Source organism: Oligosphaera ethanolica, assembly GCF_030814695.1.
Taxonomy (GTDB): domain Bacteria; phylum Verrucomicrobiota; class Lentisphaeria; order Oligosphaerales; family Oligosphaeraceae; genus Oligosphaera; species Oligosphaera ethanolica.
Genome location: NZ_JAUSVL010000001.1, coordinates 2,203,403 through 2,225,137, shown reverse-complemented (window position 1 = coordinate 2,225,137; position 21,735 = coordinate 2,203,403). Strand labels below are relative to the sequence as shown.

Below are 21,735 nucleotides of genomic sequence, written 5' to 3'. Positions count from 1 at the left end.
AAAACGCCATTTATGGCCATGTTCCTCGGCCTCTTCGGCCCCAGTCGGCGAAGCTGACTGGGACCGAAGAGGCAATGGAACTCACACTCCTTGTGTGTAACATGCGACGGCATTGCTCAGCTTGTGACCTCAGGGCAAATCGACGCAGGCATAGCTGCGCGGCGCCAGCCGGCCGCTCAGTCCGCGGAAGGACCACGCCTGCTCGTCGCTGCCGTAGTTGGCCAGAATGAGCGCCTTGCGGCCGTCAGGGGCCTGCCAGCAGGAATGGAGGACGGCGGGCTGCTCCTTGGTGACGATTCGGCACTGGGCTTCTTTGGTGAAGATCATGCGGGCCATGAAGGACACGCTGCGGCTGTCGCACGCAAAGCCGTCGGGCGAGAGCATCTGGCCATCAAAGAGGAAAGCGCGTTGGGCGTGGTAGAAGCGCGCGGTGTCGAGGATGAAGCGATAAATGTCCGCGAATTCCGGGTCTTTCTGGACTGCCGGGCGGATATGGCAGATCATGGGCTGGGCACCCCAGACGACGGTGCGCGCGAGCTCAATAGCGAACTGGTCCGGATAGAGTTTGTGCCACGGCTGCTCATGCTGCCAGCGGTCGGCGGCGGGCCACTTGGGGTCCCATGGCGGTATGCCGTCGGGATGGGCGTAATTGCCAAAAAAGGCGTATTTGCCGTGGTACACGGCGGTGAACAGCGGCAGGGTGTCGGGCGTGATGCCGAGGTGCTCGCTGGAGGTCGAATTGCAGATGATAGAGCCATCGAAGAGGTCCATGTAGGCCTCGTGCGCGGTCTCGGTGGTCAGGGGGTAGTCTGGCAACTCGCGGTGGAGTCGCTCCAGCAGGCCCCGGTAGCCCTGCACCACGTAGTTACCGCCGCCTTTGCTGTGTTTATGGGCGGGGTTGTAGCAGGGTATGTGGTAAGCGCAGCCAATCATGTCGAGATATTGGCCATTGAGGCCGCTGGCCTTGAGCTCGCCGAGCAGTGCGCTGATGCGGTCGTGGAAAGCCGGTGCCTCGCCGCACATATAGGCCAGGCGGTGCAGGTTATACTTGTTGAAGGCCGTGGCATTCGGCGTGCCGTCGCGTCTGACGACTACGCCGTCGCGACCGCCCTCTTCAAAATCGACGCCATCGAGGTCCCAGCAGACGCCGTTGACGTACACCTGGCTGTAGATGCCCTGATCACGCAGGCGCTTGACGGCGGCCCGGAACGGCCCGACGCCTTCACGCGGCGGCCAGAAATTGGGGTAGTCGGTGTCGTAGGCGTTGTTGTGCCACCAGTACCAGTCGAGGGCCACCGGCACGCCGGCGTCCTGCTGGAGTTTCTCAACTGTGGGCACAACGTCTTCGATCAGCCCGCGGTTCCAAACCCACATGGCGATGTCCCGCATGGGATTCGCCGTTGGCCGGGACGCCCACCACGACTGCGCGCAGGCCCATGGCTTGTAGATCTGCGCGGCGTCATACCAGTCGCCGGCAAAATAGGCCACGCTGGACGGATAGGGCACGGCACAGCCCGCCGTCGGCGCAGCGCCGGCGCCGACCATGAAGATGCCTCTGTAGGTCGCGGACCAGCTGTCAGCCGCTACCGTGAATTCACTGGCCTTGCTATACCAGTCCGGATCGCGATGGTCCACATAGACGCAGGGGCCGGCTGTATTGAGCAGCGCGTTGAACTGCATGGACCGGAAGGCGTCGTGCCGGGTTGCGCCGGGGCCGGGAAGCGTGGCGTCATGCAGTAGTAAGCCCGTGTCCCAGCTGCCGAGCAAAATGCGTGAACTGCGGTCAAAAGGCGCGCGGATGATCGGGAAGTGGACTTCCTCGAAGAACTCGTCGCCTGTGTAGCCGTCACATTCCCAGCGGCCCTCGAAGCGGCCGTCGGCGCACTGCGTCCACGTCGCCGTGGCGCGGAAGGTCTCGCCTAGGACGGGATGGCCCTCCCAGACGATCGTGGCGCTCTTGCCGTCGGCGCAGATGTCCTGCCTGCGGCGCAGCATATCCGTCGAGCTGTAGCGCTGCGGTGCGGCGCCGCCGGCCTTGCCGATGACGACGCGCCAGCCTTCGTCGGCGTCGCGGAGGAAATCAGCGAGGGTCGCTGGCGTCTGACGGCGCAGCCATTGCAGAGCGACTTGCACTGGCGAGGGCTTTTCGCCGCTGAAGTGTTTGAGGGCGTCCAACGCCGCGAAGAGCGTCTCGCAGGCCTGGCGATAGTCCACCTGCGCAATTTCCACCAGGAGGCGAGTGCCGCGGTCGAGGAGTTTCTTGTTGGTGCAATCGACCCAGCTCATCCAGTTGCCGGTGATGCGCCCCAGGAGAGCCATGGTGCCTGTCGAGACGGTGTTGAGCACGAGCTTGAGCGCGAGGTGCTTCATCAGCCCAAGCGCGCCACTGGCGTCGGCCGCGTTGATGACGACCGCATCGGGGAGGTCGCGTTGCGGGGTCAGTGCCAGCACGGCATGGCGCTGGAAGCGCGGGCGGAGCGCGGCGTAAGCCTGGCGCAGCGGCGCGTCATCCGCAAGTATGACCATCACGGCGGCATCGGCGGCTTGATCGCAGCGCTCGTCGAGCTCTTCGGCGCCGATGGGGAACTGCAGGAGATCAGCGGCACTGAGCGCGGGCGGATTGCTGCGAATCTTGTCCGCAGTGCCCATGGCGTCGTAGTCGGCGACGTTCCAGTTGAGGCAGCGCAACGGCCGGTGCATGCTCCGCGACCAGGCCTCGGCGGTGTCACCGAGGGGATTCTTGACAAAGGCCCATGACGCCGGCGCGCTCTTGTTGTCCCGCCGGCGGAAAGGCGGCAGCATGAAGGTCGGCGAGCGCTCGGTGGTGTCGGTGAAGATGTCGAGCATGAAATCATTGGCGAAGTAGGTGACTTTGCCCTTCTGGCGATAGACGTCGGCCTCGAATGCCATGTAATCGGCGATGGCCTGGGCATTGTCGTCGCGCTCCAGTGAGCTGAGCAGCGCCGCAAAGTCCGTGGCGTAGTCGCGCTGGGGCCGACCAAGGAGCCGGTGCATGACACTTTCCAGGGCGGCGCCCGCAATGAGCTGCTCGGCGGTGGTCGCCTGCATGCGCGTCGACCCCGCCAGCGCCATGGGACCGCAGCTGAGATCAAGCACGCAGACGCGCGGATCGCGAATCGCCCGCCGCGAACGCTCCAAGCGTTCCGCCAAAAGCTCGGCCGGATTGTTGAAGAGCAGGAAGACCGCCGCACCACGCGCCAACGCTTCGTCGACCGTGCCCAGGACCGACGAGGTCTCGCCGCCCTCGGTAATAGCCACTAGCATGTCCTTGGAACTCATGCCCGCATCCTGGACCTGCCGACGACCAAAGGCCGCGTAATCTTCGAAAAATTCCACCGAGCGCACCAGCGCGTAGTCGCCGCCGGTCATGATGCTCTCCACCTGGTCGGCATAGGGCGTTGCCGCGCCGTCCTTGGCGCAGCAGTCGCGCCACATGCCCTCCAGCAATATGCTCAGACGGCCCGTCGCGCCACAGCCAGAAAAGATGATCCGGCCGCCGCTCCGAATGGTTCGCTCGCCGCAGTCGACCAGCCGCGCGTAGGGCGCCGCCGCCAATACCCGTTGCGCCATCGCCAGCACTTCGCGGTCAACCCGCTGCAGTGTGCGCACGCCCGCCAGCGGCGAGCGCCGAAAATCGTCCTCCAAACCGTGCGTCAGCGGGTTGGATTGCTCCGTCGGCAGAAAGCCCAGGTGGAATTGGCTCTCTTCATTGATGAACTGATCGGCCTGTCTGCGAATCTTTTCGTCCATAGTGTCAACTCCCCGACGATATAATGAGCATGGAATCGCGCCTATTGGCGTGTGTTTTTGTCCATAGCGACAAAGCCTCAGTGAATCTAGCCCGCGCCGCCCAAAAAACAACAGGCGCGTACCGCCGGCGCCGCGCGGGAATCCGCGCTGGAATCCGCGCCGCAAGCGGCGCGGCACAGAACGGCGGCGCGGCACAGAACGGGCGGCGCGGGGAATCCGCGCCGCAAGCGGCGCGGCATAGGACGGAAAGGCCCGCAAGCGGCCGCCTAGCCCAATCGCCAAGGGAAGGCCGTGGTGCCCGGCGTCTCGCCTGCGTGTATTTCGGCCGTGGTGCGGGCGTCCCTCCCGCACCGTCACGAGAGGTCAGCTCCTCGCACGACACTCGAACGGCCCCACGCAGACGTTTCCCGGCCTGTCCACTCGCGCGCCCGTTTCCCGGCCGATCGGATGGGGCAACGTGGATTTCGCCCCGTGCCCTTCCACGCCACCGTACATGCGCTTTTCCATATCCGGCGGTTGAATCCATTTTTTGGCGAATTCCCTCAAACAATCTGCGTCAATCGGCGCCATCTGCGGACAAAACTTCCGCGTCCATTGCGTCCATTGCGTCCAGAGCGTCCATAAATTTTGGGAAAAAATATCCCGGGCCTGGAAAAGCGCCATCTTGCGGCCCTATATGCAGCAGAAAGAAGTGTCGGGGGTGCGTCGTTAGCCGCCCTCGCAACGCAAAACCAACAGTCCCGGAGATACCCCATGCAATACACCGACAACGATACAAATTGGGCCGCTTCAGTGCGCACAACAGGAGCCCACAAAGGCCAGGAAAAAGAAACGCCGACGGCTTGCAATACCCATCTGTTCCGCTTTACTTATGCTCGACGTTCTCCAGGGAAGAGACGCCGCCGCGCGACCATGAAATGGCTGCTGCGCCGTGGTCTTTGCACCACACGGCAAGATTGGCTTATGCACGATTTGACAATCGGCTCATGTCCGTTGTTTTGTGACGAACCATCATTTAGAGAGGAGTAATTCATGACATCATCCTGGCAGACAAAATTGGCGGCCCTTCTTCATGATCCGCCAGACAAGTGCCTGGCGATCCACGACCACGAAGAAAGCGCCAGGCGTTTTCAAGTCGGCGCCGGCCTGGTCGAGCCGGACATGTTCGAACAGCATGTCGTCAAGGCCGCAGATCATTTCGCCGCCGCCGCCGACCGCTTCGCCTTCGCCAAAGGCAAGTGCGCAACGATTTTCCGCGCCTCGGAAAGCGGCAAGGTCATTCATCCGCTATCGTCGACGCCCTACGAATTGCCCGTCGGCAAGCTACTCAACCAGGCCGGCCTGGTCCATGACATCCTTCAGGGTGCTATCGGCGGTATTGATACGGACGACCCACATAAGGCCTTCTTTCTGTACTGGCGGCGTTGGCTGGAAAACGCCGCGACCGCCGGACAGGATTTTGATCTGGCCTTGTTGCCGGCTGACACCCGCATACCTGACCACAGCATCTGGATACATAACAGCGCCACTTCCGCGCTGGCCGGCTGTGCCGTCGATAGCGTGCTGCGCCCGGCCATGCTTCTCTTCCAGCTCGGCCCGGTCCAGGACTTCATCGCTCAGGCCCGCAGCACCCGCGACCTCTGGAGCGGATCGTACCTGCTATCATGGCTCATGGGCCACGCCATGAAAGCCGTCAGTGACGCCGTCGGGCCAGACGCCATGATCTTTCCGAACCTGCGTGGCAATGGCATCTTCGATGCGCTCCACCGCGAGTCCATGTACGCGGTCACCTTCAACAGCGGCGACAAGAAACAGAGTCTCTGGGAACGCATCCTCCACGAAAAAAATGACGCCGTCCGGTCTGGTATGACCGCTGCCGCCTCGCCGGCTGCCCGCTGGCTGACGACACCCACGTTGCCCAATCGCTTCCTCGCTCTGGTACCCGCCGACCGCGCCGAAGACCTCGCCCAAGCCGCCGAAAAAGCCCTGCGCGACGAGCTGAAGCGGATTGGCGACGCTGTCTGGGCGTGGATCGACCGGGAGGCACAAGCCGCCGGTTGCACAGGCCTTGAGCAATGGCGCAAACGCTGGCATGCGCAAATTGAGGCCTTCCCGCAAATCACCTGGGCCGTACAGCCATGGCTGGAACGGGAAGAATGCCTCAAGCACTTTGCCAAACTGCCGGTGAATCAGCGACAGAAGCCGGCGAAAGAGACCCATGGCGCCGACCACACGCCGCTCGACCTGCTCAACACGGTCCTCGCTCTCGCCGAACAATGGCTGCCGCAGGCCGACCGCGACGAGCGCTACTACACGGATAAAGAACTCAAAGACCGCCTCAACAACCCCGGCATTCTCTGGTCAGCGCACTACGCTTTGGTCGATGCCAAACTCGCCGCCCGGCGCAACACCCGCGATTTCGCTGCCTGGAATGACCCATGCCCAACCAGCAGCATCAAGGACTCCCTCTCGGGCAAGGAAGAAGTCATCGGCGACGAGAAATTCTGGGATTACCTGCGCGAACACTACGGTAAGGACAATGGCAATCTCTTCACCACGGCGGGGCATAGCTACGGTGCCATGAATCTCATCAAACGCCTGTGGTGCCGCGACAATATCGTGCCGTACCTCCGTGATGCTTTGGGACTGGATTCTGGCGATTTCCAGGACGTCCTCAAATTCGATTCCGTCGAAGATATTGCCAAGGGTAATCAACGCCACGGCAAGTATGTCGCCGTGCTGGCCATGGATGGCGACGAAATGGGCAAGTGGGTGTCGGGCATGAATACGCCGGCATTCCTAGACCAGCTGTCAGAGCCCGCCCGGCGCTACCTGGAGCCCCTGCTGCAGGCCCACCACTGCGCCGAGTTGCGGCGCCTGCTCACGCCGTCCTACCATTTGCAATTCAGCGAGGCGCTGGCCAATTTCGCCACCTGGATTGCCCGCCCAGTCGTCGAGGCCCACGATGGCCAGCTGATCTACGCCGGCGGCGATGACGTCCTGGCCATGCTGCCGGCCGACCGCGCGCTGGCCTGCGCCAAGGCCCTGCGTGAACTCTTCCGCGGTAAATGCCCCGAAGAACCGAGCAACTACCCCCTGAATGTCGAGCCAGAAGGCATGGTACACGGTGCGGCGGGCTATCCCTTGCAGATGCCCGGTGAACGCGCGGAGGTATCAATTGGCATCGCCATCGGCCATTTCCAGGCCCCCCTGCAAATGCTGGTGCGAGAAGCCCAGGCGGCTGAGCACCGGGCAAAACATCACTATGGCCGGGCGGCCGTGGCCTTCTCACTCTATAAGCGCTCAGGCGAAATCATTCAGTGGGGCTGCAAATGGACGAGTGCCGCACTGCCACTGATGACCCGTCTCGAACAGCTCAGCGCCAGAGACGACAAGAATGGCAACGGCAGCGCCGCCGGCCAGCTCTCTGAGCGCTTCCCCTACGCCCTTGCGGCGTTGCTGGCGCCCTACCGGCTGGATAAGGACAAGAACCTGACCATTGATCGCGACACGCTTTGCGAAATCGTCATGAAAGAAGTCGATCACGTGCTGTCACGGCAGGGCGCCGACCTCAGGCCAGAGGACAAAATGGCCCTCCGCCAAGACATGAACGACTGGCTTGACGAATGCGCCGAGACAAAGCCCGTGCAGGCTGCCGACCAGAAGCCGGCCACCGCTGCATCGGCCGGCGCTTCTCTTAAGCATTTGGGCGATTTCATCCAGCCGTTTATGACTGAGACCTTCATCAATCGTGGCACAAGAGGTGACGAATGAGTAATTACACCCTGAAACTCAAACCCCGCGATCTACTTTTTCTGCGTGATGCGCGGCCCATGGAGGCATCTGATGCCGGCCTGGGGGCCAATTGGCCACGGCCCGACCAGCTGTGGAATGCATTGATCAACTGCTTCCATCGCAACTGGCCGGAACGCCAGCAATGGGAGGGCGCAGAGCACCGGAAAACGGATCGCGAACGCGGCAGTACGCGGCACAGCTCGGATCGCTTCGGCGCCCTGCAGAGCATCGGGCCCTTTCCGCTCGATGACCGGGACGGCACGCTCTATCTGCCCTGCCCGCTGGACCTGGCCATGTCCGAAGATGGCACAATCGTGCCCATGACCTTGAGCGACTGCGCCGGCACCAATTTACCGCAGCCGCTGTCGCGGTCGTTCAGCACACCGGTGCTGGGCAAACAACAGCTGCCGCAATGGCTTTCTGCTGACGACTACTTCTCCTACCTGGAGGGAAAGACTATTGAGCTCAAGGCGGTCCCCGACCTCTACGCCGCCGAACGCCGCATCGGCATTGGCGTTGATGCCGAGCGTGGCAGCGTCGAGGACGGCAAGCTCTATCAGGCCGAGTATCTGCGTCTGCATGACGACATCAGTCTGGCTTGCTTGGCATCCTGCATGATCAAACCCAAGGGGCAGGGCGATAAACTCGTTGATGTCTTCGCGCAGTTGGGCCTGCCGGCGAACCTGATTCTCGGCGGCCAACAGGGCGTCATGTCCATCGACCACGCCACGTGGCAGCTGCCGCAGAGCGCGGCACCGGCGACCAGCTCCGCCAAGACGCTTCTGCGCTGGACGCTCCTGAGCCCGGCGGTATTCCCGTCCCTGGCCGCCAGCGATAGCTACCCCGGCGGGCATCCCGGCGGCTGGCTGCCGACCTGGATCAACCCGGCAGACGGCGCCGTCCAGCTGCTCGCGCCTGGCGAGGCACTTGCGCGCCGCCCCGGCGAAGACCGCAGCGCCTGGCGCACCCGGCAACAGCAGCAGCAAAAACCCATCGCCGCGACCCTCGTGGCCGCGCGCATCGGCAAGCCCCAGCTCTTTTCCGGCTGGGACCTGCATGCAAAAAATGCCGCCGAGGGCGACGACGCTCTCGGCCAGGGCGCAAAACCCACCCGCGCGGCCGTGCCCGCCGGATCGGTCTATGTCTTTGCCTGTGACGATCACGCCGCGTTGTCTGCCCTCTGGCAGGTGCTGGATGCCCAGGCTACGCCCGGACGCATCAACCGGCGGTCGTCGCTCTACGGCGAAAAAGGTTTTGGTATCGGTGTTTGCAGTCTCATTCCCAGCAATCAGGACTAATTCAAGGAGTATGATCATGAAACAACAGCTGCTCGCAATCTTCACTCGCACCCCCATGCACATTGGCGCCGGCTCATCCGTCGGCGCGGTGGACCTGCCCATTATCCGTGAACGCCATACCGGCTACCCGGTCATCCCGGGCTCCAGCCTCAAGGGCGTCCTCGCTGACCTGTGGCGAGAGGAGACAGAAGAAATCGTGCCGGACGACAAATCCGAAAAGCCGGTGGACGAAGCCGTAAGCACCGGCAAAAATGCCCCGAAACCGCGCCGTGTTCGCAAAAAGGATTCTGACCTCGCGAAGCTCTTTGGCGCCGACCGCGATCCCAAGAACGCCCAGTCCGGCAAGCTCCTCATTGGCGAGGGCAAAATCCTCGCCTTTCCCGTGCGTTCGGCCAAGGGCGGTTTTGCCTGGCTGACCTGCCCCCTGGCCCTGTCTCGCCTCAAACGCGACGCCGGCCTGGCCTTCACTCTGCCCACCTTGAACGACGCCGAGGCCTGCCTGGCACCCGAATGCATGGGCTTCGACGGCAAAGTCATCCTCGAAGAATACTGCCTGAAGCGCGCTGGCGATGTTCCCGCTGACCTGGTGACAGCGCTGAAAAAACTCAGCGACGACGAGTCCTGGCAGGAAGAACTGGCCGCCCACCTCGTGGTCGTCTCCGACGAATTCTTCTCCTACTTCGTCACCAATGCCTGCGAAATCGCCCAGCATGTCAAGATCAATCCCGATACCGGCACGGCTGAGGGCGGCGCGCTCTTCAACCAGGAGAATGTGCCTTCCGAATGCATGTTCTATGTCGTCTTGAACGAACTGGCCGATGGGATGATCAATAAACTCGCTGAGAAGCTGCACGCAAACGACAATGTGCTGCAGATCGGCGCCGACGCCACCACCGGCCTCGGCTGGTGCAGCGTCAATGTCATCAATAACAATAACTAAGCGGAGGCCAAGCATGAAAAATCTCGAACAAATCCGCGCCAAAAATGCGCTCCTGGCCGCCAAAGAGTCCATCAAGGGCAAAAACGATGGCGAGGTCGTCAAAAAAATCCCCGCCATGATCCAGCAGAACGGTTTCATCGGCGCCTTGGCATTCGCCATCGAAGACGAACACGACGGCAAGAATGCCGATTCCGGCTACGCCAAGACCTTCCGCGCCATCATCAAGCACCTCGCCGATCGCGACATCGCTCTCTACGCCGGTACAGACGACCTCGACGCCTTCGCGTCCTGGCTTTGCAGCAAACAATCCGATACCCTCCGCGTTGTCACCGCCGAAGCTATGGCGTATCTCAGTATCCTCCGCCGCTTCGCAAAAAAAGGAGATGACGATGCAAACCGCAACTAAGGATATTGTCGATCTCCTCGGAAACACCTTCGAACGCTGCCAGTCGCCATCCCTGCGACTGGAGAAATTCGTGGTTCAGCGTCAAAAAGACAAGAACTTGGAAATAGAGCAAATCTGTCGTTGTGCTAACACGAAGAAAAACCTGTCGTTTTCTACGTTCCCATTCCATCGTATCTCCGGTGCCGAGCAGTTTGTTATGACAACCCAGTCCCGACTGCTGATCAATCATTCTGGTGGCATCCTGGAAAATACCGGCTTGTGTTTGCATCGTTTCCATGGGACACCAATGATTCCCGGTAGCGCACAAAAGGGTATTGCCCGGAAATATGCGTTAGAGGCAGTTCGCGGGGCAACGGATCACGCCACGAAATGCCAATTATTGCTGAAAACGGCGTTGACCTTCGGCTGGTCGGAACAAGATTGGTCGGAGCCGAAACCGTCGGCAGTCAATGACAAAAAGCCTCTCAGTGCTTTCGTTTACGCGTGCGCTGAGCATCGGCAAATTGTATGGGAAAAGTGTGCTCGGAAATTGGCTGATATCACAGGAACGATTATCACTGACAAGCATCGTCATGAACCATGGAAAGCACTGACAAACTTTGCCGGCACCATTGCTTTCCTACCCGCATGTGTTCATATCTCTGATGATATTCTGACGAATCCGAACAAACTCTCTCTTTCACTACTGGATCCCGACATCGTGAATTGCCATCACAGTAAGTATTATCAAGACGAGAGGCAAAATCGTATCGCCTTGGATATAGAGTCACCGATACCCAACTTTTTCCCAGCAGTCTGCGCCGATCTTGATTTCCTCTTTGTCTTGCTGCCTTTGCGGGCGCTTGAGAAAGATGTGTCGTTTTCGCCGCTAGCATTCGGGGGGGAATGCTTACGCGGGGGCTTGTCCGAGTATGGCATTGGCGCTAAAACGAGCGCTGGCTACGGCTGGCTGGAAATCAATGAAACAAAGACCCAAACCCTGCAAAAAGAACGTGATAAGGCCGAGGAAGAACGGCGAGCACAGGAGGCCTTTGAGTCGATGACACCAGAAGAACAAGAGCTTGCCAAATTCATGAAAAGCCTGCCAAAAGGCGATGAACTTGGCGCCTTGAAAGGGATGATTGCGAAAATCGATTCGCTGTCAGTGGATGAACAGCGGATGATTTGCTTGGCTTTCAAACTGCATTTCGCTAAGGAATGGGCGAGCGATTGTCGGGATGCACTCAAAGCCAAGGGCCCGGACGACAAAAAAAATGGCAAGGCCTTCCGTCGCGTGGAAGCTTTGCGCAACGCCGCACGTAAAACAGGAGTGGATTTGACATGAAAATGAACTTGGAGTTGATTTCACCCGGATTCTGTGGTGGAGCACAGCCCAAAACACGGGCCGAGATTCGCGTGCCGGCCATACGCGGCCAGCTGCGTTGGTGGTTTCGCCTGCTCGGAGGCTTTGCCAGTCTGCGCCAAAAAGGGATGGGGCTGCGCGAACAAGAAGACACAATCTTTGGTGCAGCACGGAAAGACAAATGCCAGGCCAGTCAATTGCATGTGCGGGTACGCATCATGCGTAGTGCGCAGAGTACGCCCAAAAATCTTTGTGACATGCAACAATCCTATGACTACTTGCTCTTCCCTCTTAGGCCTGCTGAACAGAAAAAGAATCCAAACGCGCTTCAAGAGGCCAAACGCGCCGTCTTCGATGATTGTCTGCCAAGCTTTGAGTTGTATCTGAATTGGCGTGGTGATGCTGAGTGGGTTGCCGATATTGAAGCTCTCGGATTTCTCTTTGGCTATTTGGGTTCATTGGGTATGCGCTCACGGCGCGCAATGGGCGCTTTGGCCTTCGCTCCCGACAATGACCAACGCATTCCTCCGTTTGCAGAGGTCATCCGCCATTTTGCAGAGCCGGACAGCTTTTGTATTCGCGAGATTGCCATGGCGGATCGCGAAGATCCGGTTTCGGTGTTGGCAGCCTGGTTACGCAACTGGCGGGCCTACCTCAATCATAACATGGAACCCAACGAAGGGGCACCTGGCTTTTCGTACGCCAAGAATGACCACGATGTCGGGTTTCACTTCGAGAAACAAGGACAAACGACTTACCGTCCTGCTCTCGGCTTGCCAATTATCCAACGGTATCGAAATGCGAATCCCACCGTGAATTGGGAGCCCGCAGAAGAGGGCATGGAGCGCTTTGCTTCTCCCGTCATTCTTAGGCCATATCGTTCCCCTCATACCGGTCTCAAAAAGGCTCTTGTGTTCTTTGTGGACAAGTATGCTTGGCCGCCACAAGCCGAGGTTGTTCTTCGTTCAAAATTCACAAAGGAGGAACACCACAAAGTCAGTTTGGAAATGTACCAACGCATGAAACAGGACCCGAAGCTATCTCTTGTTAAAGAACTGTCACCGGATTAAGTTGCTGGCGATTGAGGGCCAAAAACCGTGGGCTAAACGACGGGGCGGTGCGTGTCGGCGCGGGCCGGTGGCGCGGGCCGGTGGCGCGGGCCGGTGGCGACGTGGCACGACCCGTCCGCGATAACCAGAAAGACGATCCGACTGATCCGACTGATCAAATCGACGATCGGTCCGATCGGTCCGATCCGTCCGATCCGTCCGCGATAACAAGAAAGACGCTCGGGCCGCCCCCTCTCCGCTGAAGACCACACAATTGCCGTGGCATTTACTTGCCGCGGAGCGGCAGAAGCGCTGAAAGCGCGAAACATAGCAGCCCAGGGCAAGCACGCTGCAGGCGTGCGCCGCCCTGGGTAACGCGCCATTGATGATCGTGTTCATCGGCCTCATTGGTCCCAGTCGGCGACGCTGACTGGGGCCAAAGAGGCAATAGAACGTAATGTTGCGCCTTGCCATCAGACCGATCGGACGGATCGGACCGATCGGACCGATCAATCATCTGATCCGTCTGATCCGTCCGATCCGTCCGATCCGTCCGCGATAACAAGAAAGACGATCCGACCGGCCTGTCCGCGATAACAAGAAAGACGCTCGGGCCGCCCCCTCTCCGCTGAAGACCACACAATTGCCGTGGCACTCCCTTGCCGCGAAGCGGCAGCAGCGCTGAAAGCGCGAAACATAGCAGCCCAGGGCAAGCAGCGCTGCAGGCGCGCGCCGCCCTGGGTAACGCGCCATTGATGATCGTGTTCATCGGCCTCATTGGTCCCAGTCGGCGAAGCTGACTGGGGCCAAAGAGGCAATAGAACTCCCTGTATTGCCTTCCCTGTATTGCCTTCTTTGTTTCCAGCTTCGTCCATTGCCGTCCCCGTCCATCCGTCACGCCGGGCGTTAACCGGCGGAGGCCATTATTGTGCAAGCGTCATCATCGTCGATATCACCATTGCCGGTTAAACCCGAGTCCCCCGGTCTACTAATTGGCAACAGCTTTCCCATGAGTCTAATCCGTCGGCCGGTGCTTATCGTGCCTCGGGAACGGGCGGCTTTGCTCAGCGCCCTGCAAAATTGCGTCCTGTTTTCGTTTTGGGGCCATGACAACACCTTGCTGGCCGCATCGCGTTATCTGGGCTGCGATTTGACTCCTCCCCAGCGTCGGCCGGTCATCAGCCTCGACGCCTCGGCGCTGCCCTGTTTTTGGGGGCGGTCTTTTCAGGAATGCTGGCTGTTATCACCCAACTATGTGGCCAATTTCCGGCCGGCGCCTGGGCAGGAAGTTCCGGAGAGCGCGATTATGTCCTGGCAGGTCTTGTACCTGAGCTGGCAAACGCCCCCGCCTGTTCTGGGCGGCACGGCTTGTATTGTGGACCCAAACTAGCCGCAGCCGTCGGCGCTACCCCAGAAAGCGCTTTGCTTGTGGCGGGGGGAATTGCGTCTGGTTGCGGGGCGGGCCATGAACCTCTCCTCCCTCTTCTCTTGCGCAAGAAAGGAAATCTCCTCCTGGTTTGCCCTGCGTATGCTTGCCGCATTGACAATGCCGGCGTGCTGGTTATTGTTCACTCCGTAGTGACAGTCCTAGGGCGCGCGGCAATAGCGGGCATCTGACCATGGCGTGGGTGGCGGAAGACCATACAGGTGGAATTGGGAGCAGGCGGTGGAAGCAAGCGAAGAAAAACGTTGGCTGGTTTTGTTCAACTTTGGCATCGACTGTCACCTGGGAACGCTGTGGTTTCTCAAGGAAAGTCTGCTCAAGCGCACGGTTGCGGGCTATGATCAACGCAGCACTCGCCGCGCCCATCCTGGGCTCAGCGTCAATCGACGGACACCCAGCAGCCTGCAGGACGTCGTTAGTATGCTGATTGGCACCAGCAAAGCTCGCTCGCGATGTTTTTCGGCATGTGACATCATGGCCAAGAGGGAACCGGAGCGCCGGACCTACTTCAGCATCCTGCGGCCCGTGCCTGTACGGCCGCTGAATTTCTGCAACACGCGCCAGTGGCGCGCCGAAGTTGAACGCAATCTCCATAAGCCAAAGCTGACTTCGGAGGAAACGCAGGAACTCACGCGTTTTTTGGTCGAAGGAGGTCTTAGCCGATGACTACCCCGTCGTTGTTGTCACCAGAAGAGGAACTGGCAGCCTGGAATACCTGGAAAAAAATCTGTTTCGTGGATGGTTGTCCGCCGGCGGTGCGGTCCTATCTCCAGCGGCGCATTGTCAGCAAGATGTTGCGGCTGCTCGTCAACAATGGTGCTCTCGAGCGTCGTGACTGTCTCAACAGCAACGGGCAGTACGGGCCGGTTAGCGATCATGACATCATTCAGGCCTTCGATTTGTTTCGAGCCAGCAAAGACCAACCGGCATGCGCTGACCAGCACAGCAATCCGGCCGACGCGCCGGAACCGAGCCACGGCCCTAGCCGCCGGCAGTATAAAGAACACAAAGACTTCGTCTGGGCAAAGATTAGCGCCAGCGCAGATCCGCCCATGAAAGTCATCAACGGCATGTTACTCGGGCCGCGCGGCATGATCAACGAAGTCGGCAATGAGCTGATCGAGTCCTATTTTCCGGCCTTCCGCGCGAGAGTCATCCACCAGGAAAGCCAAAAAACGGTCCGACGCTTTTTTTATGCCCAGAGCATCGACCAGCAGGTCGCCGACAACGACGCGCGCACACTCGGCGACATGATTGTCGATGAACTGGCCTTGCCTCCCGATCAAGCCGCCGCTGACAACGATGTCGAGTACGCGTACCACGCTCATGAGTTGATCGCGATACTCAGCCAAGAAGAAATTATCATCCTCCTGGCGATGTTGCATGGCATCAAGGCGTCAGCAGCCGAACTGTGTAAGGCCGTCGGCCGGCAAAAAACAACATGCTGTCGGCTCGCGGCGGCGCTGCCGCAGAAGTTGTCGTTCTGGTTGGCCCAGAGTAGCGGTCGCCCAGCGATGAACGTGTCCTTCTTTCTCGCTCTCCGCGCAGTCCTTGTTCACGCTTTGCAGGAACAATCAACCCATAACCAGAACATACGGGATTTTCTGGCGATGATTACGGCTTTGCCGGCGGCAGCACAGTGAACCTGCCGCAACTGCCGGAAATTTGCGCCGCTTGGTCCCTATATAGGACAGGGAGTCATGCGCCACCGGCCGCCGTCTTCGCAATGCCATGGTCTTGCGGCCAGCATGACGGCAGTCAGTTACTTCTCTGGTGAAATGTCAGGTGCATCATGAATACTAAACACTGCGGAATCGACGCCCTGCGGCGGGATTTGACCAAACGCTTTATCGACCAGCTGTTGGTGTACCTAGCGGTGCAAGGGCATTCCGACGACAGCGCCGACGAGGACGAGCCGCCGCCCACGCTCCCACACGCCACTAGCATAGGCCATGGCGCCGCCGTCAAGGCCCTGGTTGCGGATTTTGCCATGGATAAATTGGCTGCCGGACAGATTCGTCTCTTGTCGCAACCAGATAGTCTTTGCCATGTGCTGTTGCTCCGGCAGTGGGATTCTGCCAGCTACCTAATTGTACCTTTTTCCCGCTTTCCTCTACCGGCTACGGACGAAGAACTGTTGCTCAATGACGGCCGTACGGACTACCTCGCCGTGCTGCAGTTATGGAATGCTCGCAGCATACACGCGCTGTTCCTGCGCCGCAGCTGGCTCGTCGATACCCTCACGGACAGCGAGTTGACGACGGCGCGGCAGGCCCTCGCCTTTGTTCAAACCGGCCAGGTTCTGCCTGAGGAAATTTTGTCGCACATGGCCTTGCCCATTCAGAGCGCCGATGATCCGCGACTCGACTATAAGGCCGCAACGCTTGATCGTTTCGCAGCCCTGGATAGCGCCGATTTTGCCTGGATGGAACAATGCGACCATTTTGCTCAGCACGCCGCGTGGCGTTCGTCAGCCACCACGCCGGCCGGTCGGGAAAACACCATCCAGCCGGTGGATTTTTCGCGCCGCCGCCGTCTCCGCGTTGCCGAGCAGGAGCTCCAGTACGCCGCCGCCGGGGCAGTTCAACGCAGCCCCTGTTGGCGCGTGCCGCTGCCAGCCAACCAGGCATTGCCAGCCATGGCTCATGGCGATTTGGCGACGACCGGCCCCGCCGTGGACGCAGTTTATGCCCGCTATTATGGCGGCCCTTTCGCGGCCCTGCAGCCGGATCAGTATCGGACGCTCCTGTGGGATTTGTCCGATTGCGACCTGCCCATGGGGAGTTACGACGCGCTCTTCATCCACAGCAAGCGCCGCACCCTGCTTGCCAGTGGCTATGCGCGGGTGGACGAGGAAGATAGCAGCGTAGTGCTCAGCGACTGGCTACCCTGCGAACACCCGCCGCTTGCTAGTGCAGCCGATCTGACCATTTTGCTCTGTGAGACTGCGGTTCTATGAACGCACAAGTCCTGCCATCGCTGCAGAAGCTCTTGATGGGCGACGCCCAGCTCATGCTCTGGGAATGCTTCGAGCACGAGCCGTCTCCTAGCTGGGATTTCCGTGCGTGTTATTCATCGCCGCGCGTCAGCGAGCTCGATATTCGCGCCCAGGCGCTCCTGGCTGAATTGGCTTTATGGCAGGCCATCGCGCTTGACGCCGTTACGGATGACCGTTTGCCCTCCTGGCTGCTGGCGGTCAGGCCGTTTCCCCATCTTGACTACAGTCTGCGCGAGCTCCTCGAACACGCGCACCACGCCGCCATGGCCGTCTTTCCTCTGGCCGGCTGCAATGGCCAGCCATCCGAACTGGCGAGAATCTATGTTCTTGCCCACCGGCTGCGCCAGGACTCCCGTCGCCTGCTGGCCTTCAGCGAGAATGTCGCCACCGACTGCAGCCTGCTCGTCCAGCCGCCGTCCTGGTCGGCGGCGCCGTTGGAGGGCCGTTCCTGGCAGCTCGCCGCCGAGATGGCCAAAATCGCCATTGCTGACCGCGCGATGCGCGTGCGCCTAGGCAGCTATTGGGCGGTCAGCGGCGCCTGTGATGGCAAAGGGGATGTCCTTTCAGTTGCTATTGGTAACAAGGCCGAGCTTGCGGCTAGAACCACTCGCTACTGGCTGGTCCCCAACGACGTCTGGCAGGAATTCGCCGTTGCCGCCGCCGCCCGGAACCCCGCCGTCGCCGTCTATGCCGCCAGCAGTCTGCGCGACGCCGTGATTTACGTTCGCGACCACGGTGTCTTCGAGCAGCACTTTGAGTTTCCCACATCTGTAAGCGTGCTCCACCAGCTCGTGGGCGGCGCGCTCCCCCCCGCGCTGAGTGTGCCGCTGCTGATCCAACCACGCGAGCTGTGTTTGTACTATTCGCCACAGACCAAGCCGCAGGCCGATCTCCTGCAGGCGTTCTTTGCTGACCAAAAGCACGTCGCGCTTATCGTCACGACCCAGGAAATACCCTCCAATCACTTGGCCTTGAGTGAAGTCCTGCTGCGCAACCAGTTTGGCCAGCGCGACCCAGCGACTGCGCTGGTCAATATCACGGGCGGCAATCGCTTGATGGGGCAGGCGGCCATGCTCGCAGCAAAAGCCCAGGGCATGAAAATGATCTACCGCGATATCAACGCTGAACCCGATGAGCTGGAAGTGATTGATTTCGCGCAGGGCCCCGTCGATCTACCCCGCAATGGCAAAGTCCACGGCAACAACTGCCCCCAACCCCAACGCGTGAACTGGGGGTATCTCTATGGTAGCGCTCCACGGCAATTCACCGGCCCCCTGCCCTCTCTGGCCGAACTCCGCAGCGCCGTGTGGCGGTGATGGCGCCAGCCGCGCGTGGCCACTGCGCCTGTTCGCGGGCCGCCGCCGAATGACCATCGCTTCTTTTTTTGTTTTTTTGCGCCCGCAGCGTGGAAAAACGCGTGTGGGGTTCCCTATATAGATTGTCAACCAACAGGCATTACGAACGACCAAAACCGAAAGGCAGCCCATGTCGTCCATTCTGATCACCACTCTCGGCAAAGCACGCAAAAGTGACAACGGCCGTTACCGCGAAATCAGCTACCAGTTTGCGGATGGCTTCACTTTCACCAGCAGCTTTTTCCTCCTGGCTCTGCTGAAGCACTGCGAAAAGCTGCAACAAGCGCCGGAACGCATTCTGGTCATGGGCACGGCCTCCTCCATGTGGGACGCCTTGCTCGAAATGACGCCGATGGACAATACCGAGCTGGCCGACAAAGTCCTGACGGAAACCGACGCCGGCGCCGTCCAGCCGCAGACCCTCCGCGAACTCAGCCGCGAACTCAGCGCCGTATTGCATTACGACATCTCTTGCCAACTCATTCCCCTGGGCCGAAATGCCGTCGAGCAGGCCGAGATTCTCCGCATCATGGCTGCGGAAACGCCCGAAAAGGCCTCCGTCTGTCTTGATGTCACCCACGGTCTGCGCATTCTGCCGCTGTTGGAATTGCTGGCGATGATCTACCTCCAGCAAGTGCGCCAAGCGCGCGTCACCGGCCTCTTCTATGGCGCCGCCGATCTCGCCGAGAGCAATGCTGGCGTGCTTACCGCGCCCGTGATTCGCCTGGACTACGTGCTGGAGTTGTTCAAATGGCTCAGCACTCTGCCCATAGCCGAAGGCACGGGCCGCTATGACGCCCTGGCCGAACTCATGACCGAACGCCCCGAGCTGGCGCAAGCCCTCTCGGCGCACAGTCTGCATTTGCGCACCAATCAAACCGTCGCCGCCCGTGAAAGCGCCAAAGACATTGACGTCCTGCTCGAACAGTCCTTTGCCGATCCAGTCGCAGAGCTCTATCGCACGACCCTGCAACGCAAATTCAACTGGCGCAAGGGCGACGACCTGGCGTCCTGGCAAATCCTCTCCGCCAAGGCCGCGCTCCGTGCCGGCGATTTCCTGCGCTGCGTCATCCTCCTGCGCGAAGCGCGCGTGTCCCTGGCACTGCCGCCAAACCAACAGCACAATCAGGCCGCCCGAGACAAAAAACTCAGCGAGCTCAATCGCGACACCGACCACACCGACGAACTCCTCAACGAACTCCGCAACTGCCTCGCCCACGCATCTTCGCCGGAAACGCGTTCGGCAATCAGCCGCGAAGTGCAGGGGCTGCTTCAAGACGAAAATCGCTTCCGCGAGGTGCTCGGCAGAATCGCCGATGATCTCTTTACGCGCTACGAAGATATGCAGCCAAGACCCTAACTAAATCCGAGGAACTACCGCTGTGCCAACCCTCTATCTGAATAGCCAGGGCGTCGATGCCCGCCTGAACGACCGCCGCGTCGCCTTGAGTCGCTTCGACTACACCAATGACGATGTCGATGCCTTTACGGTGCCGATCTTCGATATTGACCGCGTGGTGGTCATCGGCACGCCCAGGGTCAGCATGCAGCTCCTGCACAAATTCATGTACGCCAATATCCCGGTGTACTTTCTCTCGGCTCACGGCCGTTGGGTCAGCTCGATGGTGCCCAACAGCAATGGCAGCGCCCTGCGCCGCCTCCGCCAGTACGACGCGGCGCGGTCAGCCACTCTCGCCGTCATGATCGCCCGCCAACTGGTCTACGCCAAAATTCGCAATATGCGCCGAGTCCTGCAACGCTTGGCCGCCAATCGCGAACAATCCCAAGACGTCGAGCAGATGGACGCCTGTAACTCCCTGTTGGGCTACGCACAAAAAGTCATGGACGCTGACACCGTCGCCGCCATTCGCGGCTACGAAGGCATCGCCTCGGCATGCTACTTCCGGCGCCTCGGCGCCTTCTTCCCGGAAGACCTGCCTTTCACCAGCCGCAGTCGCCGACCACCCCGCGACGCCGCCAACGCCATCCTGTCATGGACCTACACGATCGTCGGTGCCGAAATCGACGCCGAAATCCGCTGCGCCGGCCTCGATCCCTGCCTCGGCTTCCTGCATGATATCAGCTACGGCCGGCCGTCACTCGCTCTCGATCTCGTCGAGCCCCTACGCGCGCCGCTGTGTGATCTGCTCGCGCTGAATCTGCTCAATCATAAATTATTGAAAAAAGAACACTTTGAAAATCACGCCGATGACGGCGGTGTTTACCTCAAATCCGACAGCAGAAAAATCTTCTTCTGCGAATACGAGCAGTATATGGAGCGGTTCTTCGCCGAGTCCAAGGGGGGCAGCAGAGTGACCTTCCGCAGAGTCATCCGCAATATGGTCAATGCCATCTCGCAGACCGTCGAAAGCAACCAGGAACCACAATTCTTCATGATGCCATGATGGACGACGATCTCTGGCAACAACCCGTGCAGTGGTACGAACGGTTCTATCCCGCCGACCACATCGAGTCTACACCCGCCGACTGGGAGTACCGAAATATGCTCCGTATCGTCGCTTATGACATCACCGACGATAAACGCCTCCGCAAGGTCGCTAAAATCTGCGAACTCTATGGCGTCAGAGTCGAAAAAAGCGTCTTCGAATGCGATCTGCCCGATGAACGCTTCCAAGACTTCTGGCTCGAACTCATGGGCGTCATCGAAGAAGACGATGACTGCGTCGTCGCCTACCAAATCTGCAAAGCATGCGTCAAACAAGTCGAGGTCCTCGGAAAAATCTCCCGGCCACGTAAGGCAATCTGCTACATCATCTGATGAATCACAACCACAATCCCAGCATGACCAGAAACCCCAATAACACCTCGTCGGCGGCAGAAAAAAATCACCACGCCACGCAGAAGCGCCGCCGACAACGTACAGGCAAACACTTATGACTATTAATCGCCATTTTCTACTACCACGTGAACACCAAATGGACCCCATTTTTACCCCCCCCGCCGATCAGCATCCCTATTTCCCTATCCTGCACTATAGTACATCCACAACAGTCCAAATCAGGACTGAAGCCGTAAGGCGATTGTGACGGCCGTGCTCATGCAGCTTAACGGTCATGTAACCAATTTGTCCAAATCAGGACTGAAGCCGTAAGGCGATTGTGACACGCTAATAGTGCGTTACCGTTTAGCGTTCCCGTTAGTGTAGGTCCAAATCAGGACTGAAGCCGTAAGGCGATTGTGACGACACCATCCTAATCAAATATAGGATATTGTGGACCTGTCCAAATCAGGACTGAAGCCGTAAGGCGATTGTGACGTAAACGAGTAGCTGTGCATTACTCCAGCGGTCTACTGGTGGTCCAAATCAGGACTGAAG

16 protein-coding genes and 1 CRISPR repeat array (1 of these 17 running past the window's edge) are annotated in these 21,735 nt (G+C 59.7%); of the genes, 15 read left to right on the top strand and 1 reads right to left on the bottom strand.

The window, feature by feature from the left end:
- Window positions 1-129: 129 nt before the first annotated feature.
- Window positions 130-3,771 (bottom strand): DUF6259 domain-containing protein, encoded by a 3,642-nt coding sequence (locus J3R75_RS07475; RefSeq protein WP_307260866.1) that lies wholly within the window; start codon window positions 3,769-3,771, stop codon window positions 130-132.
- A 753-nt stretch (window positions 3,772-4,524) separates the two neighbouring features.
- On the opposite strand from J3R75_RS07475, the gene J3R75_RS07470 reads away from it, so the two are divergent.
- The 15 genes from J3R75_RS07470 (at window position 4,525) to cas2 (ending at window position 21,177) form a co-directional block, all read left to right on the top strand.
- Window positions 4,525-4,800 (top strand): hypothetical protein, encoded by a 276-nt coding sequence (locus tag J3R75_RS07470; RefSeq protein ID WP_307260865.1) that lies wholly within the window; start codon window positions 4,525-4,527, stop codon window positions 4,798-4,800.
- 3 nt (window positions 4,801-4,803) lie between these two features.
- A complete protein-coding gene (gene cas10, locus J3R75_RS07465) occupies window positions 4,804-7,545 on the top strand; it encodes a type III-B CRISPR-associated protein Cas10/Cmr2 (protein ID WP_307260864.1) in 2,742 nt (913 codons plus the stop codon).
- Window positions 7,542-8,864: a type III-B CRISPR module-associated Cmr3 family protein gene (locus J3R75_RS07460; protein ID WP_307260863.1), complete on the top strand. Its 1,323-nt coding sequence runs from the start codon at window positions 7,542-7,544 to the stop codon at window positions 8,862-8,864. Before cas10 ends, J3R75_RS07460 begins: the two co-directional genes overlap by 4 nt.
- A gap of 16 nt (window positions 8,865-8,880) precedes the next feature.
- Entirely contained in the window at window positions 8,881-9,804 is a 924-nt protein-coding gene (gene cmr4 / locus J3R75_RS07455) for a type III-B CRISPR module RAMP protein Cmr4 (protein WP_307260862.1), read from the top strand.
- Between the two features lie 13 nt (window positions 9,805-9,817).
- Window positions 9,818-10,210 (top strand): type III-B CRISPR module-associated protein Cmr5, encoded by a 393-nt coding sequence (gene cmr5 / locus J3R75_RS07450; RefSeq protein ID WP_307260861.1) that lies wholly within the window; start codon window positions 9,818-9,820, stop codon window positions 10,208-10,210.
- Window positions 10,194-11,534 carry a type III-B CRISPR module RAMP protein Cmr6 gene (gene cmr6 / locus J3R75_RS07445; protein WP_307260860.1) on the top strand — a complete coding sequence of 447 codons (1,341 nt, stop codon included), beginning with the start codon at window positions 10,194-10,196 and terminating at the stop codon, window positions 11,532-11,534. The genes cmr5 and cmr6 overlap by 17 nt, the downstream gene beginning before the upstream one ends.
- On the top strand, window positions 11,531-12,622 hold the full coding sequence (gene cmr1, locus J3R75_RS07440; RefSeq protein WP_307260859.1) for a type III-B CRISPR module RAMP protein Cmr1: 1,092 nt from the start codon (window positions 11,531-11,533) through the stop codon (window positions 12,620-12,622). Before cmr6 ends, cmr1 begins: the two co-directional genes overlap by 4 nt.
- 988 nt (window positions 12,623-13,610) lie before the next feature.
- The gene (locus J3R75_RS07435) at window positions 13,611-13,991 is read left to right on the top strand and encodes a hypothetical protein (RefSeq protein ID WP_307260858.1); all 381 of its coding nucleotides are present in this window, start codon (window positions 13,611-13,613) and stop codon (window positions 13,989-13,991) included.
- Between the two features lie 276 nt (window positions 13,992-14,267).
- Window positions 14,268-14,711: a hypothetical protein gene (locus tag J3R75_RS07430; protein WP_307260857.1), complete on the top strand. Its 444-nt coding sequence runs from the start codon at window positions 14,268-14,270 to the stop codon at window positions 14,709-14,711.
- Window positions 14,708-15,688 carry a hypothetical protein gene (locus tag J3R75_RS07425; RefSeq protein ID WP_307260855.1) on the top strand — a complete coding sequence of 327 codons (981 nt, stop codon included), beginning with the start codon at window positions 14,708-14,710 and terminating at the stop codon, window positions 15,686-15,688. The genes J3R75_RS07430 and J3R75_RS07425 overlap by 4 nt, the downstream gene beginning before the upstream one ends.
- Window positions 15,689-15,837: 149 nt before the next feature.
- Entirely contained in the window at window positions 15,838-17,004 is a 1,167-nt protein-coding gene (locus tag J3R75_RS07420) for a hypothetical protein (RefSeq protein WP_307260853.1), read from the top strand.
- Window positions 17,001-18,359 carry a PDDEXK family nuclease gene (locus J3R75_RS07415; RefSeq protein WP_307260852.1) on the top strand — a complete coding sequence of 453 codons (1,359 nt, stop codon included), beginning with the start codon at window positions 17,001-17,003 and terminating at the stop codon, window positions 18,357-18,359. The genes J3R75_RS07420 and J3R75_RS07415 overlap by 4 nt, the downstream gene beginning before the upstream one ends.
- A gap of 169 nt (window positions 18,360-18,528) precedes the next feature.
- Window positions 18,529-19,758, top strand: coding sequence for a TIGR02221 family CRISPR-associated protein (gene csx2, locus J3R75_RS07410; RefSeq protein ID WP_307260850.1), 1,230 nt, complete (start codon window positions 18,529-18,531; stop codon window positions 19,756-19,758).
- A 22-nt stretch (window positions 19,759-19,780) separates the two neighbouring features.
- Complete coding sequence (gene cas1 / locus J3R75_RS07405; RefSeq protein WP_307260849.1) at window positions 19,781-20,803, top strand: CRISPR-associated endonuclease Cas1; 1,023 nt, start codon at window positions 19,781-19,783, stop codon at window positions 20,801-20,803.
- Window positions 20,800-21,177, top strand: a complete 378-nt coding sequence (gene cas2, locus J3R75_RS07400) for a CRISPR-associated endonuclease Cas2 (protein WP_307260848.1) — start codon at window positions 20,800-20,802, stop codon at window positions 21,175-21,177. The genes cas1 and cas2 overlap by 4 nt, the downstream gene beginning before the upstream one ends.
- A gap of 232 nt (window positions 21,178-21,409) precedes the next feature.
- Window positions 21,410-21,735: direct repeats of the CRISPR family, unit length 37 nt; unit sequence GTCCAAATCAGGACTGAAGCCGTAAGGCGATTGTGAC; it runs 3,555 nt beyond the window's last position.